Consider the following 15,057-nt stretch of genomic DNA (forward strand, 5'->3'; position numbering starts at 1 on the left):
AGCGCCTGTGCGATAGTTACGTTAGGACATTAATTGGGACGGATGCTGATTTCGACGCGGCGGTTTTGCGCGCGTCCCATCGGGTCGTCATTCGATGCGACCGGGTAACGTTCGCCGAAGCCACGGGCCTGAATGCGGCCGTGTCGTACCCCGGAACGGACCAAGTAACTCGCAACGCTGTTGGCGCGTCGCTCGGACAGCTCCTGATTGTACATGTCGCTACCTGTGGAGTCGGTGAAACCGGCAACGTCAATGCTGGTTTTGTCGAATTCGTTGAGAACCATCGCGACCGAATCAAGGACCGGATAAAAATTGGGGCTGACATCCGAAGAGTCGGTGGCAAAGGTGATATTGCCCGGCATGATCAGCTTGAGGTTATCGCCTTGCCGTTGTACCCGCACGCCAGTTCCTTCCAAACGAGCGCGCAGCTGAGCTTCCTGACGGTCCATGTAATAGCCGATGCCGCTACCCAAGGCCGCGCCGGCCGCCGCGCCGATCAGGGCGCCTTTGGCATCGCCGCCGATCAGGGCGCCGCTGGCCGCGCCGACCGCCGCGCCGGTTCCCGCGCCCCAGCCGGTATTGGCGACTTTCTGCTCACCGGTATACGGGTCGATGGAACAGCCGGCCAATAGCGACGAAGCCAACAAAATTCCTGCAATTTTTTTCATAATAAAATCTCCAGTATTTGCAAATAATGAAAGTCTAAAAAGTTTAGCTTAATAATAGATGAATGATTGAATAATGGCACTTAAGGGTATGGCTGTAAATAACTTCCAGGAGCAGCTCTACCATTTCCGCGCTTTGCGTGGGAATAAAGATTGAAACGCTCTGCGGGAATTTATTTTTAGCATAATCCTGACTTTCATACTCAAAGATCTCCGATCGGTGCGGCATAAGCATCGGCAACAAGTTCATCGACATTGCTCCCGGTAAGGGATTGCAGGAATGCGACTAGGTCGCCGATGTCGTTTTCCGTCAAATGCAACGGTTTGATTGATGGGTCCAGGTTTTCATTGGCGATGCCGCCTTGGTTGTAAAATCGGACGACCTCTTCCAGAGTCGACAGCGAGCCGTTATGCATGTAAGGCGCGGTCAACGCAATATTGCGCAGCGTAGGTGTCTTGTATTTCCAACGATCCTTGGGGTTTTGCGTGATTTCGTAACGTCCCAGGTCGTTTGGTTTGGGGCCTGACACCGCTGCGAGCGTATCGCTGTCGACCTCGATGAAAACGCCCGGCGCTAATTGGACCTTCTGTTTGGCGGACGGTTTCAGCATCGCTTCGCGATAGCCGATGCCGGTATTGTGCAATTGATAGTCGCTGAATAAGACATGGGATCGCTCGATACGATGACAACTGCTGCAACCGGCTTTGCCTGAAAACAGCTTGAAGCCGCGTTTGGCCGATTCATTCACGGCATTTTCCCGTTTGCCGAAAAACCAGCGGTCGAAGGGCGAGTCGGCCGAATTCAGCGTGCGTTCGTAACTGGCGATGGCCTGGCCGATCGTTTCCATGGTCGGCGCCTTGTTGAACACGTTTTCGAATAAACCGGCGTAGTCCGGTAATCCCTTGATTTTGTCGATGACATAGCCGATCGATGGATTACCCATTTCGTTATGCGCCAACAATGGCCCCCAAACCTGTTGCTCCAGGGTGTTTTCACGACCATCGTGGAATAGCAGCGGCGCGTAGGCGACGTTGTAAAGCGTCGGGCTGTTGCGCCTGACGCTGCGGCCTTCGATGCCGACCGCAGTGGCGATTTCATTGCTGCTAAAGCCTTGTTCCGGGACATGGCACATTGCGCAGGAAAACGTATTGTTCAGCGATAAACGGCGGTCATAAAACAGTTTTCTGCCCAGCGCGACTTTTTCCTCTGTGACTGGGTTGTCGTCCGGGGAGAAGGGTGCCGGCAATCCTAACGGCGGATTATTGAAGTAATTCATTAAATCGGTAGCTTGGCCTCGGCGATGAGTCAGCGCTATTGAGTGGGTTTGATAGTCGGATTGGTCGTAGCGTTGCTTGTCGTCGCCGGCTTGAAACTGATCGATATTTTCTGGTTGGGCCGCAACGGATGTTTTACCGTTTTCCGCCAACAATGTTTTTACGTCGTTAATCAGCGTGTCGGCATGTAGAAAAGATACGCTGTAAATATTGCGCAGTTGTTTGTCTTTATCGATTAGATAGACGCGCAGGATATGGGAAAACGTGCCGGTAAAGTTGCCTTTTTCGTCATATATTTTTTGGATGCTCTGTTGATAATTATCTAAGATCGGTTGCAATTGCCGTTCCGATGCCGTGGTCAAAAAACGCCAATCTACTGTTTTATCGGTAAGTCCGGAACCATAATGGCGCATGGCTTCCGGCGTATCGTGCTCGGGGTTGAAGCTCAGCGTCAATAGTCGCAATTGTTTTGCCAGTTGCGGTTCTTTCAGCAATCTGCGCTTTATTTTATGAAACACCGCAGTTGCCAAAGGACAGCCGTTGACATCGCTACAGGTTGAATAAATAAAGCTGAGCAGCACGATTTTATCGCCCATGAGTTCGTGCAGTTGTTGGCTTTGATTGTCGCTAGATAACACCGTGCCGTCTGCAGCCCGGCCTATAACAGGCAAGGTATAACTTCCCGGTGTTGGCGCTTCGAACTGCAGGGGGGCGTATCCGGGAGCGAGAGTCTGTGTGTCTGCGTACAGAGTCTGGCCAATGAGCAGAACAGGCAGGAGAAGAGAGAATAAATTTTTCATGATGATCTCAAACCCGGTTGGGTTACGATTGCTTCGGCGAGACAGTCATTCGCAACCCAACTCGATTGTTTATCGACTCGCAGCTAACAAATCCAACGGTTTGGCGTTTTGTTGCCCTGCATATAAGGAATAAGCGCCGAACCGCATTTGATGAGGGCGGCCCAATTTTTCCTCGATGAAATCGATGGCGAACTGCTGAGTCAGCTTTTTGCCGTCCCAAGCAAACGATTTGAAATATTGCTCGTTATCCTTGCCTTTTTTGTCCCAGTTGGCCAATAGCGAGGATGTGTAGTACAGGCGCTTACCGTCCCAGCTGGAGGATACCATGTTGACCTGAGCGCCAATTTTTTGTTCGAACACTTGCTTTGGATGGAACGGATCGGAGATGTCGAAGGCTCGTGTTTTGCCGTCCATGAAGGTATTGACCCAGAGCATCTGGTCGTCGCTTTGGATGGAAATGTCGACCGGTAACGGAATCTTGCTGGGATCGCCGATATCGGCGACGTCTTTGGCTTGCCATTGGCCTTGTTCGTCTTCGTACAGCAGCCAGATCTTCGAAGTCAATGCCGTGGTCGTGAAGCAGTAATTATGGTTCGCTCCCCAGGCGCAACGGATTTCCAGCGGTGCTCCCGGGACGTCGAATACTTTTTTCGGTTTGCGCGCATGTAGATCCCATTGCACGACGGTATTGCCGAAACGTTTCATCGCTTCCGCATCACTCAGCATCTTTCCGAAATCCATCATGTAATTGGTCCAACCGGTGAAGGAGGATGTGAACATCGCATTGCGGCGAGGCAATACGCGGACATCGTAGCCGTAGCCATCGGCATAGTTGCCGGTTTTGATCGCGCTGCGCAAATCGCTGTCGGTCGGAGTCCAGTGGGTGGCGATATAGTCGCCGCTGTTGCTGTATTCGACCAAGCCGGTGCGGCCGCCATGGTCCTTGTTATTGGACAGGCCGGTGATCATCATGCGTCCGGGTAGGGCGTAGGTGGTATGCGGCCCAACCACGCCGCCGCTTTTACTGACGAAATCGGTAATGACTTTCGTTAGTTTAGGTTTGCCGGGATCGCTATGCACATCGAAGATAAAAATCTTGTTGGTGTCCAGTCCGCCCGCCCACAAATATTTTCGGTCGTCGGTGAAGCCGGAATGATGAGCTTCGTTGCGCCCGCCGACCGACAAGGTATTGACGACTTTGCCATAACTGGGCGACTTAGGATTGACGTCGACGGTGACCAGCTTGTCCTGTTCGTCGCCGATGCCTTCCATGCCAAGGGTCCAGATATAGACGAAGTCTTCCTGGCCGACTATTTTGGCCATATAAGGCGATTGGCAGGTTTCGTCGGCCGCCGCTTGGTTCGCGGTCAGCAACAGGGCAAAGCTTACGCAACTGGCTTTGAAAAACTGTGGCAACTTTATTTTAGTTATACTCGATTTATTCATGTTCCTTCCTCTAGTTGGTTTTTAGGTGTATGAGTGTCGGATGGTGTTATTCTCCTGTTGTCGGATCGATAATGGTTTTTATTTGAGCGATAGAATTGGCTGGAAATTCCCCGCGTTGCGCATGTTCCAGGATACTTTGTTCGTTCGGAGCAATGTAAATGCAGTAAACCTTGTCGTCGGTGACGAAGCTTTCCAGCCATTGTATTTGAGGTCCCATGTCGTTGAGGATGCAGCAGGATTTTTGCGAAATTTGCCGGAGCTCTTCGCTACTCAATTGGCCTGCGCCGGGTATTTGTCTTTCGATGATGTATTTGGGCATATCGGTTCTCCGAAATAAGTGACCGGTCGTCTTGCTCCGGCCGTTAAAAACAAACCAAACAGAATGAATAATATAACTATACAGCAACCCCACGATTCAGTTTGAACCATGGAGCATGTCCTATTTGGTTAGAAAAAAATCGTCCAATAGAATTTGCACGCATTCCTGTAAAGGGGCAACCGAGCGTTCGATTTTCATGCGTAACAGTGCTCCCTGCCAATTGTTAAACAGTAGATTTGCCATGTTCTTGGCGCTGTAATCGGTGCGGACGGTGCCTTGTTGTTGCGCGCAAGTCAACGCTTTCTCCTGCAAATGGCTATAACGCTCGATAGCTTGTATTAACGCTTTGCGGCAGATGTCGCTGGTATCGCCGATTTCCCCCATTAAATTGCCAAGCAGGCAGCCCCCTTTGTAATCGCTTCGCTTTACCTCGTCGATTAATTCGGCATAGTAACTTCTTAGCGCAGCAAGTCCATCTTCTTGCGAATTCAGCAAGTGGGCGTTCAGGCGCTGGATAAAAGGTTCGATGTAGTGCCTGACCGATTCGGCGGCAAATTCTTCCTTGCTGCCGAAATAGTTATAAAATGATCCTTTGGGGATTTTGACCGTATCAAGGATTTCTTTCAGGCCGGTGCCGTGATAGCCCTGCGACATCAGCATCTGCACGCCTTGGTCGAGTAGCTTTTCGCGTTTTTGCTCTTTGTTCGTAAGTTGTTGCATGGCTAAATTATGTGACCGGTCGTCTTAAAAAGCAAGTTTTTTTAATCGCAACGACAATTCACTGTCGTACTATTTCTCTTTATAAATCAATTTCTGCAGATAAAATCACCGTTATGGTATCTTATTCGTTTTAGCGTTCGGGCAGGTCCCGTCTAAGTATTTCAATCTATCGTTTTCTTGATAACAGACTATGAGCATTAAATCTGATAAATGGATACGCCGGATGGCGGAAGAGTATGGAATGATCGAACCATTCGCCGCCGGACAGGTGCGGGAATCGGAGCAGGGAAGGGTAATTTCGTATGGGACGTCCAGTTACGGATACGATGTTCGCTGTTCGGATGAATTCAAGATTTTTACCAATATCAATTCCGCGATCGTCGATCCCAAGGATTTCTCCGAAGACAGTTTTGTCGACGTGAAGTCCGATGTTTGTATTATACCGCCCAATTCCTTCGCGTTGGCGCGTACGGTGGAATATTTCCGTATTCCGCGCGATGTGTTGACGGTGTGCCTCGGCAAGTCGACTTATGCGCGTTGCGGAATTATCGTCAATGTCACGCCGTTGGAGCCTGAATGGGAAGGCCATGTAACGTTGGAGTTTTCCAATACGACGCCGCTGCCGGCGAAAATCTATGCTAATGAAGGCGTAGCGCAGATGTTGTTTTTCGGCGGCGACGAGGTGTGCGAAACGTCTTATAAAGATCGCGGTGGAAAGTATCAGGGGCAAAAAGGCGTGACATTGCCTAAGGCTTAAGATTTGGCTTATTAACATTCGTCCCCGGGACGCCCTTATGCATCAGCCGGTGAAGAGGGGGGGGAACGCCCGTTTAATGCAATTTGCTGTTTTGGAGGGTTATTGATTCCGGTACCAAGGTTGGCGGCAATTGTATGAAAAAGCCTTTGTTGCTTAGGCTGGCGATTACTTTGTTAACATCTTCCCGAGCAAGTTTGCGGTCGGGAGTGAGTTCCAGCTCCATGACAAATTGCAGTTGCCCTAGGCTTTTGAATAGGGGCTCCGGGATGTCGGAAAAATCGTCTTTTTTGTTCAGATATAAATAAAGTTCGTCTTTCTTCAAGCTTTTATAGATAAAACATTGCATATTGATGATCCTAATGTTGTCACAGACCGCTTATTTTAAGCTTTTTGCATAAAATGTTTTACCTCCATTATTCAGATTGAAAACGCCATGGCCGAAAAACCATTAGATTCGGAAAATTTCTTTAAGACCGCTTGTTACTTCGAGGGATCTTTACTTGTTGTAGCCGTCGTTCTGGGATGGATTGCAGATATCGATCCGTTTGAGAATCTGCATTTCTCGGAAAAAGCGATGTTTTATGGCGTGGCTGGAACACTACCGTTGTTCGTGATTTTTGTGGCAATGCAAAATTTGCAAATCGAGGCGGTTCAACAAGTCAGAAAGTTGTTGTTGGAGACATTAGGGCCGTCGATGCACCGTTACGGCTGGGCCGATTTGTTCATTTTGGCTGCGATCGCCGGTTTGTCTGAAGAAGTCTTGTTTCGTGGTGTTGTTCAGCCTTGGATCGAGGCAGGATGGGGGAGGAGTGCCGGGCTAGTGTTCAGCAATATCATTTTTGGCTTGGTGCATGCCGTTACGCCTTTATACGCGATACTGGCGACACTGGTCGGCATTTATCTGGGCTTGAGCTTGGATTACGGTGCCGAGAGGAATTTGCTGACGCCGGTCATTATTCATGCGGCATACGATTTTCTCGCGTTTTTGGTCATCATGCGTGCCTACAAGGCGAGTTTGAGTGAGGACAAGCAATGAGCGGGAGGAGGGAATATTCTAAAAAGGATTTGAATCCGCATTGGATGGTTGTGATCGCCTTCGTTTTATTTCTATGTGGTTATTTGTTTGCGTGCCATTATTTTGGTTCGGAAATTCAGATTAATATTGCGGATTCGCAACGCGTTTTAATAAGAACCATTCTGTATGCTCTGGCAATTGTGATATTTCCTGTGACCAGTTTGCTCCGTTACATCCTGCTTAGGCTCAATCAAACAATGCCCGGAGATAAGTCGGCCAAAAGCCGTTATTTAGTAACCATTATTGTGACTCAGGCGATGATCGGAACAGTTGCTGCTTTTGGCTTGGTGATGTTTGTGCTCGGGGACGATTACAACACCTTATATATATTCAGCTCGATGGCGGCGTTGGGGATTTTTTTGCACCGGCCGAAGTTTGAGGAATATAACGGCATTTTTATTTTTATTGAAGAAAGGAAATTAAAGGATTAGCACCCAACAACATGATGGGTGCTAATTTGATGATTATTAAGGTTGGCTTAGGGCGTCAGTGTTGCAAGTATCGGAATTAGCACCATCATTGGTTGGGCATTGTGCAACGATCTTCGCATTTGCCGCAGCTTCTCCATGTCCGCAATCAACATGACCGAAACCACCTGCGCTTACCCCTAGTCCTGTCGCGGGATCAACAGTCACGTCGTAGATTATGTTATCAGATGGAGTGCCAACGCCTGCGGGAACATAGTCAAGCCCTAAAGCGTCTCTGACTCGCCATGAGATGTTGTGATCGGCGCAAGATGAGTCTCCACTGACGCCTACTGCGCCAACTAATTTTCCTTCATCGTTATATAACGCAAGACCGCCGCCAAAAACATTAACACCACCCACTCTTCTGCCCTTCATTGGGTCTCTAAAAGTGCCGAATCGCTTCGCATTACCATGGTATGCCCATTTAGTGTCTACTGGGTTGCTGAATTGCAAGCCGAATAAACTACCTCCTGGCTGGGTTGCAGCCCATAAGTTAGCAGTGGATAAGGCTAAGCCGTCGAGAGCATTATTTGCGCCGCTTTGCAAGCTAAAGGCATTGGCTGTATTGGCTTTTTGTGCAGAAATTACACGGCTACCCAACCATTGATCGTTAATTTCTGTGCCTGATTTAGTGACGGCGCAGACTTTTCCTTCAGTATTAACGACTGTGGCCCACATGTTTAATCCAAAGCCGCCGTTCGTATTGGTTGCAACTCCGGACGTATCAACGGCTTGTTTGAGTGCATTGTCTAACTCTTTCCAAGTTACAGGACAATGAGATCTTGACTTAGCGAAAGCTGCGCCTGATCCAAGTACGGCTATGGATACAAGAGACAAGGTTATTTTATTTATTGCCATGTTGCTAAACTCCTACTAAATAAAAAAATTGGATGTAGCTAATTCGTCTGCCTTTGCCAGACTGCGATTATATTCTATTGCAAAAATTACATCCCGGTATATTGTCCTTTAGTACAATTTTTAGATTCACTCGATATTTATATTATTGAATAGATAATTTAAAGATTCTTAATGTGCGTTGTTTTTCAGGATATTATGAAGAAACCATATTTGTATTTATGTCTTATATTTGTTCTGGCTTGTTCCTCTTTAAGACCTCACGAACCACGAATAGAGGGTAGTGAGATAGAGAAGATTCAGGCAGGGCATACTTCGGCTAAGAGAGTTAATGTAGATTTGGTTTCCGCTTTCAAAAAAGCGAACTCCGAATCCATTATTGATGTTCAGCAGTTGGTCAAAGAATATCAGCAAGATTATTTCGAATCAGAGGATATAGATGCAAAAACAGACCTTCTTATTGCAATTGCGGAGTTAGATCGAATAAATACTGTAGGGTTTTTTATCGAGGCGTTAAGCGACCCCGAGCCAGAAATCAGGCGGGAGGCCGCCATTCAGTTGAAGCAGATGGTGGTAAACACTGAAGTTCGAGAAGCGCTGATTCGTTCATTGGATGATCGAGATGCTGATGTCCTGATAGAGGTCATTGAAGCACTTTCCGATGTAAAGGATAAGCGAATCGTAGATAAATTTAACGATATCGGGGCATCACATCCAGATCAAATGATTCGTGAAATTGCATTGGATTATGCAAGCAAAATGGGGATTTCGGAATAAGATCATGTTGAATAAAAGAATTTGTCTAATTTTTTTAGTGTTGCTGAACGCGTGTGAGAGTGGTAATGACGAGTCGACAAATAAAAATAATGAAAATAAACCGGTGCCCGCAGAAAAAAATACGGTAGTAGTTCCTAAAATGTCAACGTCAACCGGTTTGGAAGAGAATAATGCGGATGATTTAATGCAATTCAGTAACTCCGATTTGTCGTTCACAGAACGACAAGTTGACGAGTTAGAAGCAATTCGCATTGACGGACGAGAAGGTGGGGTGGTTGCGTTGTTGGACGCGTTGCACAGCGATATGTCCGAAGTTAGATTGGAAGCAGTTCTCGGACTGCAGGAATATGTCGAAAACCCTGAAGTCGTTTTGTCTTTAATGGATGTTTTGGACGACCCGGATAATAATGTGGTAGTCGAGGCTATTGATGTTTTGGAAGCGGCGGATGATCCTCGAGCGATTGGTAAACTCGAAGAAATAGCGGAGTTCCACCCGGATAGCATGATTCGGGAATTGGCTAGGAATTTAGTTGATAAATTGGAAGCGTCACCATGATAACGCTCGAATTATTTTAAATAAGTTCTGTTTTCGTATTATAATGCTCGGTTATTTTAAATCTTGATTTAGGTGTGGTCATGCAAGTATTACAAGAAGCACTCACGTTCGACGATGTTTTATTGGTGCCTGCGCATTCGACCGTATTGCCGCGTGAGGTTGAACTGACAACTCAACTTACCCGGAATATTCGATTGAATATTCCGCTTGTTTCAGCCGCGATGGATACAGTAACGGAAGCGCGTTTGGCGATCGCGATGGCTCAGGAGGGCGGCATAGGCATTATTCATAAGAATATGACGGCCAAGCAGCAGGCTCGGGAAGTCCGTAAGGTTAAAAAATACGAAAGCGGGGTTATTAAAGAACCGATCACGGTTTCTCCTGGCGTGACTGTCAGGGAAGTAATGGAGCTGACTCGCGCCAAGAGCATTTCCGGGGTGCCGGTAGTCGATGGCGAAGAATTGGTCGGCATCGTCACCAGCCGCGACTTACGTTTCGAGACGCGCTTGGATGAAAAAGTGACGTCGGTTATGACGCCTAAAGAGAGGTTGATTACCGTTAACGAATCGGATGACCGGAAACAAGCAATCGAGTTATTGCATAAGCACCGCATTGAGAAAATTTTGGTTGTCAACGACGACTTCCACTTGCGAGGTATGATTACCGTCAAGGACATTCAAAAAGCAAAAGATTACCCGCAAGCTTGCAAGGATGATCAAGAACGATTAAGAGTGGGCGCAGCCGTCGGAACCGGTCCCGGTACTGAGGAACGAGTCGATGAATTGGTGAAGGCCGGCGTCGATGTGATCGTCGTCGATACCGCACATGGACACTCCCAAGGCGTTTTGGATCGGGTGCGTTGGGTGAAACAAAATTATCCCGACGTCCAGGTGATCGGTGGTAATATTGCGACGGCAGAGGCGGCTAGAGCGTTGGTCGAAGCGGGCGCGGACGGCGTTAAGGTCGGCATCGGGCCTGGCTCGATTTGCACCACGCGTATCATTGCCGGCGTCGGCGTTCCGCAAATCACGGCTGTCAGTAATGTGGCGGACGCATTGAAAGGATCGGGCGTGCCGCTAATAGCGGACGGCGGTATCCGCTACTCCGGTGATGTTGCGAAGGCCTTGGCTGCCGGGGCGCACTGCGTGATGATGGGTGGCTTGTTTGCCGGCACGGAAGAAGCACCGGGTGAGGTCGAACTCTATCAAGGGCGTTCCTATAAATCCTATCGCGGCATGGGATCTCTGGGCGCAATGTCGCAGCAGCAGGGCTCCAGCGACCGCTATTTCCAGGAAGACGCCGACAGCGTTGAGAAGCTGGTGCCGGAAGGCATCGAAGGCCGGGTGCCTTATAAAGGCACGCTACTGGCTATCATTCATCAATTACTGGGCGGCATTCGCGCCAGCATGGGTTATACCGGTTGTGAAAGTATCGTGAAAATGCACGAAAAGGCGCAGTTTGTCCGAGTCACTGGCGCCGGCATGCGGGAGAGCCATGTGCATGACGTCGCGATTACCAAGGAAGCGCCTAATTATCGTTTGTCCTGAGGTAACGGGGCTAAACGCGTTAAGTTGGTGGGGCTCTTTGGAGCCCCATTTTATTTTCGGATTTATTTGAAAGGTTCCAGCGTGAATCAGCAGCAATCAACCAATATTCATTCGCATAAAATTCTTATTTTGGATTTCGGTTCGCAATACACGCAGCTTATTGCTCGGCGAATCCGGGAAATCGGCGTTTATTGCGAGATTTATTCCTGCGAGTGCAGTGACGAAGAAATCAAGCAGTTTAATCCCAAAGGAATCATTTTGTCCGGCGGGCCGGAAACGGTAACCAGCGGCGGCACGCCGCGGGCACCCCAGGTTGTGTTCGATTTTGGTGTGCCGGTGCTGGGGATTTGTTATGGCATGCAAACCATGACCGAACAAATGGGCGGCAAGGTGGAGTCTTCCGTTCATCGTGAATTTGGCTATGCGCAAATTCGGGCCAGAGGGCATTCCCGGTTGTTGAATGACATCGAAGACCATACTTCACCAGAGGGTTATGGGTTGTTGGATGTTTGGATGAGCCATGGCGACAGGGTGGTTGAATTGCCGCAAGGTTTCATTCTGATCGCCAGCTCGGATGGTGCGCCGATTGCCGGTATCGCCAACGAGGATAAGGCTTTTTATGGTTTGCAGTTCCATCCCGAAGTGACTCATACCAAACAAGGCGGACGTATTTTGCGGCGCTTTGTCGTCGATATTTGCGGCTGCGAGACCCTGTGGACGGCCAATAATATTATCGAGGATAGCATTCAAGGGGTGCGGGAACAGGTCGGCAACGACCACGTTGTGCTGGGTTTGTCCGGCGGCGTCGATTCATCCGTGGTGGCGGCGCTGCTGCACAAGGCGATAGGCGAACAGTTGACCTGTGTATTCGTCGACACCGGTTTGTTGCGTTTACACGAGGGCGACCAGGTAATGGCCACTTTCGCCGAGCATATGGGGGTCAAGGTGATTCGGGTGGATGCCGAACAGCGTTACCTGGAAGCGTTAAAAGGTGTTTCCGATCCGGAAGCCAAGCGTAAAATCATCGGTAATCTGTTCGTCGAAATTTTCGACGAGGAAGCAGGCAAGTTGATCGATGCCAAATGGTTGGCGCAAGGTACGATTTATCCCGATGTGATCGAGTCGGCCGGTTCGAAAAGCGGTAAGGCGCATTTGATTAAGTCGCATCATAATGTCGGCGGTCTGCCGGAAGATATGGCGTTGAAACTGGTCGAGCCGTTACGGGAATTGTTTAAGGATGAAGTCAGAAAGCTGGGACTGGAATTGGGGCTCCCCGCCGATATGATTTTCCGTCATCCTTTCCCGGGGCCGGGTTTGGGGGTCCGCATTCTCGGTGAGGTGAACAAGAAATATGCCGATTTGTTGCGGCAGGCCGATGCGATTTTTATCGAAGAGCTTTACCGGCATGATTTGTATGACAAGGTGAGCCAGGCTTTCGCGGTATTCTTGCCGGTCAAATCGGTCGGCGTCATGGGCGACGGGCGGCGCTATGATTATGTAATTGCCTTGCGCGCGGTCGAGACCATCGATTTCATGACGGCGCGCTGGGCACATTTGCCGTATGATTTCCTGGACTTGGTGTCGCGCCGAATTATCAATGAGGTCAATGGTATTTCCCGGGTGACTTACGATATTTCCGGTAAGCCGCCGGCGACTATTGAATGGGAATGACCTTGGGCGACGAAGCCTGGATGCGCCATGCGATTCGTTTGGCGCAGCGGGCTGAGGAACAAGGTGAAGTGCCGATCGGCGCGGTTCTGGTCGCGGATGATCAATGCATCGGGGAAGGTTGGAATTTACCGATAAAAAGCCACGACCCTTCCGCGCATGCCGAGATCATGGCCTTGCGTGAAGCCGGACGGAAGCGAGAGAACTACCGCTTGATCGATAGCACTTTGTATGTAACGCTGGAACCCTGCGTGATGTGCATGGGGGCTATCGTTCATGCGCGAATCCAGAGATTGGTGTTCGGGGCGTTCGATCCAAAGCGCGGTGCGGTGTGTCATGCGCTGAGTTTAGCCGATGCCGAGTTTCTAAACCATCGGGTGGAATGGTTGGGCGGCGTTCTGGAAGAGGAGTGTTCGGAGTTGCTGACAAGTTTTTTTCGAGCGCGCCGTAAAAAAAGAAGTATACCTATCGTAGACCAAAATTCGGCGCCGAGATGCCCGTCAAAGGACGCCGTGGATTAGTCATTTAGGCTCTATGCCAGCATCTGACCACCAGGGATGGTGGAAATGCAGATTTTGCAAGTGAGAAAATCGCTTCTGCATTTTCTACATTCCCGCCTTCCTTGGCGGTCAGAGCAAAAATCTGCCATGCTGGCAAAGCCTTTGCCGGAAATTGAAATGCGATAAGAATAAATGAAGGTTGCTCTATAGCGCCGGACTTTCAATATTCAAAGCGGCATTCGCGCCGTTTTCTTCCTTGCTTTTGGCATGCATGGTGTTTTTCTCGATCGGGTCGTCCTCGCTGAGCCAGACCAGCAAGTCGTAATAGCTGCGGATGTTTTCGACATAGCGTACCGGTTCGCGCCCTCTGGCGTAGCCGTGCTTGGTCTTTTGATACCATTTTTTCTTGCTCAATAACGGCAGGCTATGCTTGACATCCATCCATTTGTCCGGATTTCCGCCGCGTTGTTGGGTCAAGATTCTAGCGTCCTCCAAATGGCCGTAACCCACGTTGTAAGAGGCCAAGGCGAACCAGGTGCGGTCAGGTTCCGCGATACGGGCGGGAATTTTTTTCAAGCGCTGTTTGAAATAGAGTGCGCCGCCGTTAATGCTCTGCAGTGGGTCGGTGCGGTCTTTAATTTTCAATTGCTTGGCGGTGCCGTGAGTGAGCATCATCACTCCCTTGACGCCGGTTGGCGACGTGGCTTCTTCGTTCCAATGGGATTCCTGATAGCCGATGGCTGCCAGCAGGCGCCAATCGAGATTATGTTTTTCGGCCGCCGATCTGAAGAATTCAATATAAGCGGGTAAACGGTCCTTGATATGTTGGCGGAATTTACAATTGCCGACATAGTTCAAATTGTTGGTATGGCCGTAATGTTTTTCCAGCAGGTTTTGTAAGGTATTGTCTTTTTTGATTTTGTCGAAAAACTTGACCACTTCATCATACAGAGAATTGTCTCTGGATGGGGGAAGAGCCCAAGCCAATTGGCGCGGCTCGGTCAGGTCGAAAGCGATATTCAGCCGGGGATAGAAACTGCGGATTACGGCGGCTTGTTGCGAATCTGCGATCGTGTAATCGATCAGCCCTTCGTTGACCAAATACAACAGGCCGTCGGTGTCGAGTTCGCTGTTAACGTTCCACTCCAGTTGCGGATGCTTTTTCTTCAGAGATTTTAGCGTGGCTTCATGACTGGTCCCTTTAACGACTTCGATAATGCCATGGCTTAAGTCGCGGATCCGTTTCGGACGTTTTTTGCCCGATCGGTAAATGATTTGCTCGGTGATGGTTTGGTAAGCCGGGGCAAAACGCATTCGATGTTTGCGTTCCTTGGTGATGGTCAGGCCGGCCGCGGCGATATCCGCTTGGCCTGAGGAAATTTGCTTCAGAATTCCCTCGAAGGTGTTTGGCACGATGAAATGGGCTTCCACGCCCAAATAGTTGGCGAATAGCGTGATTAGATCGTATTCTAAGCCGGTATAGCCTTCCGGGCCCTCGTAATAAGTTGTCGGGGCCTGACGGGTTAAAACGTGTAAGGCGCCTTCATGTTTGATTTGTTCCAGTCTGGAAAAGCCTAGGTGAGTTTTTGTATTGTCGCAAGAGGTTAACAGTATGAAGCACAAACTTCCT

General features: G+C 49.2%; 16 protein-coding genes. 8 read left to right on the forward strand and 8 right to left on the reverse strand.

What is annotated here, in order from left to right; genetic code table 11:
• Positions 1 to 29: 29 nt before the first annotated feature.
• From EP25_RS0114340 to EP25_RS0114360, 5 genes are all read right to left on the reverse strand, one after another.
• On the reverse strand, positions 30 to 668 hold the full coding sequence (locus EP25_RS0114340; RefSeq protein WP_031434530.1) for an OmpA family protein: 639 nt from the start codon (positions 666 to 668) through the stop codon (positions 30 to 32).
• A gap of 200 nt (positions 669 to 868) precedes the next feature.
• Positions 869 to 2,740, reverse strand: coding sequence for a cytochrome c peroxidase (locus tag EP25_RS0114345; protein WP_031434531.1), 1,872 nt, complete (start codon positions 2,738 to 2,740; stop codon positions 869 to 871).
• 69 nt (positions 2,741 to 2,809) lie between these two features.
• The gene (mtoX, locus tag EP25_RS0114350) at positions 2,810 to 4,186 is read right to left on the reverse strand and encodes a methanethiol oxidase (protein WP_036300647.1); all 1,377 of its coding nucleotides are present in this window, start codon (positions 4,184 to 4,186) and stop codon (positions 2,810 to 2,812) included.
• A 46-nt stretch (positions 4,187 to 4,232) separates the two neighbouring features.
• Positions 4,233 to 4,505: a DUF4242 domain-containing protein gene (locus EP25_RS0114355; protein ID WP_031434533.1), complete on the reverse strand. Its 273-nt coding sequence runs from the start codon at positions 4,503 to 4,505 to the stop codon at positions 4,233 to 4,235.
• A gap of 120 nt (positions 4,506 to 4,625) precedes the next feature.
• Positions 4,626 to 5,225 carry a TetR/AcrR family transcriptional regulator gene (locus tag EP25_RS0114360; RefSeq protein WP_031434534.1) on the reverse strand — a complete coding sequence of 200 codons (600 nt, stop codon included), beginning with the start codon at positions 5,223 to 5,225 and terminating at the stop codon, positions 4,626 to 4,628.
• Positions 5,226 to 5,415: 190 nt separating this feature from the next.
• Between EP25_RS0114360 and dcd the strand changes: the two genes are divergently transcribed.
• Positions 5,416 to 5,982, forward strand: a complete 567-nt coding sequence (gene dcd, locus EP25_RS0114365; RefSeq protein WP_031434535.1) for a dCTP deaminase — start codon at positions 5,416 to 5,418, stop codon at positions 5,980 to 5,982.
• 73 nt (positions 5,983 to 6,055) lie between these two features.
• Here the strand turns inward: dcd and EP25_RS0114370 are convergent, their stop codons facing one another.
• On the reverse strand, positions 6,056 to 6,328 hold the full coding sequence (locus EP25_RS0114370) for a YcgL domain-containing protein (RefSeq protein ID WP_031434536.1): 273 nt from the start codon (positions 6,326 to 6,328) through the stop codon (positions 6,056 to 6,058).
• Positions 6,329 to 6,415: 87 nt separating this feature from the next.
• Between EP25_RS0114370 and EP25_RS0114375 the strand changes: the two genes are divergently transcribed.
• Together EP25_RS0114375 and EP25_RS0114380 are read left to right on the forward strand one after the other, a co-directional pair.
• Positions 6,416 to 7,018, forward strand: a complete 603-nt coding sequence (locus EP25_RS0114375; protein WP_031434537.1) for a CPBP family intramembrane glutamic endopeptidase — start codon at positions 6,416 to 6,418, stop codon at positions 7,016 to 7,018.
• Entirely contained in the window at positions 7,015 to 7,488 is a 474-nt protein-coding gene (locus tag EP25_RS0114380; protein WP_031434538.1) for a hypothetical protein, read from the forward strand. Before EP25_RS0114375 ends, EP25_RS0114380 begins: the two co-directional genes overlap by 4 nt.
• 36 nt (positions 7,489 to 7,524) lie before the next feature.
• Here EP25_RS0114380 and EP25_RS0114385 read toward each other — a convergent pair whose 3' ends face one another.
• On the reverse strand, positions 7,525 to 8,382 hold the full coding sequence (locus EP25_RS0114385; RefSeq protein ID WP_084191046.1) for a heme-binding protein: 858 nt from the start codon (positions 8,380 to 8,382) through the stop codon (positions 7,525 to 7,527).
• Positions 8,383 to 8,577: 195 nt separating this feature from the next.
• On the opposite strand from EP25_RS0114385, the gene EP25_RS0114390 reads away from it, so the two are divergent.
• The 5 genes from EP25_RS0114390 (at position 8,578) to tadA (ending at position 13,448) form a co-directional block, all read left to right on the forward strand.
• The gene (locus EP25_RS0114390; RefSeq protein ID WP_160172735.1) at positions 8,578 to 9,156 is read left to right on the forward strand and encodes a HEAT repeat domain-containing protein; all 579 of its coding nucleotides are present in this window, start codon (positions 8,578 to 8,580) and stop codon (positions 9,154 to 9,156) included.
• Positions 9,157 to 9,160: 4 nt separating this feature from the next.
• Positions 9,161 to 9,712, forward strand: a complete 552-nt coding sequence (locus tag EP25_RS0114395; RefSeq protein WP_160172736.1) for a HEAT repeat domain-containing protein — start codon at positions 9,161 to 9,163, stop codon at positions 9,710 to 9,712.
• Positions 9,713 to 9,792: 80 nt separating this feature from the next.
• A complete protein-coding gene (gene guaB, locus EP25_RS0114400) occupies positions 9,793 to 11,259 on the forward strand; it encodes an IMP dehydrogenase (RefSeq protein WP_031434542.1) in 1,467 nt (488 codons plus the stop codon).
• 81 nt (positions 11,260 to 11,340) lie between these two features.
• Positions 11,341 to 12,930, forward strand: coding sequence for a glutamine-hydrolyzing GMP synthase (gene guaA / locus EP25_RS0114405; RefSeq protein WP_031434543.1), 1,590 nt, complete (start codon positions 11,341 to 11,343; stop codon positions 12,928 to 12,930).
• Entirely contained in the window at positions 12,921 to 13,448 is a 528-nt protein-coding gene (tadA, locus tag EP25_RS0114410) for a tRNA adenosine(34) deaminase TadA (RefSeq protein WP_200875038.1), read from the forward strand. Before guaA ends, tadA begins: the two co-directional genes overlap by 10 nt.
• Before the next feature lie 183 nt (positions 13,449 to 13,631).
• On the opposite strand, the gene mltF is transcribed toward tadA, so the two are convergent.
• On the reverse strand, positions 13,632 to 15,050 hold the full coding sequence (gene mltF, locus EP25_RS0114415) for a membrane-bound lytic murein transglycosylase MltF (RefSeq protein WP_235185910.1): 1,419 nt from the start codon (positions 15,048 to 15,050) through the stop codon (positions 13,632 to 13,634).
• Between the last annotated feature and the right edge of the window lie 7 nt (positions 15,051 to 15,057).

Source organism: Methylomarinum vadi (assembly GCF_000733935.1).
GTDB classification, from domain to species: domain Bacteria; phylum Pseudomonadota; class Gammaproteobacteria; order Methylococcales; family Methylomonadaceae; genus Methylomarinum; species Methylomarinum vadi.

Excerpts from the sequence above, each read along its gene's own strand:
- EP25_RS0114340 (WP_031434530.1), bottom strand. The coding sequence starts at position 668 with ATGAAAAAAATTGCAGGAATTTTGTTGGCTTCGTCGCTATTGGCCGGC.
- EP25_RS0114345 (WP_031434531.1), bottom strand. The coding sequence starts at position 2,740 with ATGAAAAATTTATTCTCTCTTCTCCTGCCTGTTCTGCTCATTGGCCAG.
- mtoX (WP_036300647.1), bottom strand. The coding sequence starts at position 4,186 with ATGAATAAATCGAGTATAACTAAAATAAAGTTGCCACAGTTTTTCAAA.
- EP25_RS0114355 (WP_031434533.1), bottom strand. The coding sequence starts at position 4,505 with ATGCCCAAATACATCATCGAAAGACAAATACCCGGCGCAGGCCAATTG.
- EP25_RS0114360 (WP_031434534.1), bottom strand. The coding sequence starts at position 5,225 with ATGCAACAACTTACGAACAAAGAGCAAAAACGCGAAAAGCTACTCGAC.
- dcd (WP_031434535.1), top strand. The coding sequence starts at position 5,416 with ATGAGCATTAAATCTGATAAATGGATACGCCGGATGGCGGAAGAGTAT.
- EP25_RS0114370 (WP_031434536.1), bottom strand. The coding sequence starts at position 6,328 with ATGCAATGTTTTATCTATAAAAGCTTGAAGAAAGACGAACTTTATTTA.
- EP25_RS0114375 (WP_031434537.1), top strand. The coding sequence starts at position 6,416 with ATGGCCGAAAAACCATTAGATTCGGAAAATTTCTTTAAGACCGCTTGT.
- EP25_RS0114380 (WP_031434538.1), top strand. The coding sequence starts at position 7,015 with ATGAGCGGGAGGAGGGAATATTCTAAAAAGGATTTGAATCCGCATTGG.
- EP25_RS0114385 (WP_084191046.1), bottom strand. The coding sequence starts at position 8,382 with ATGGCAATAAATAAAATAACCTTGTCTCTTGTATCCATAGCCGTACTT.
- EP25_RS0114390 (WP_160172735.1), top strand. The coding sequence starts at position 8,578 with ATGAAGAAACCATATTTGTATTTATGTCTTATATTTGTTCTGGCTTGT.
- EP25_RS0114395 (WP_160172736.1), top strand. The coding sequence starts at position 9,161 with ATGTTGAATAAAAGAATTTGTCTAATTTTTTTAGTGTTGCTGAACGCG.
- guaB (WP_031434542.1), top strand. The coding sequence starts at position 9,793 with ATGCAAGTATTACAAGAAGCACTCACGTTCGACGATGTTTTATTGGTG.
- tadA (WP_200875038.1), top strand. The coding sequence starts at position 12,921 with ATGGGAATGACCTTGGGCGACGAAGCCTGGATGCGCCATGCGATTCGT.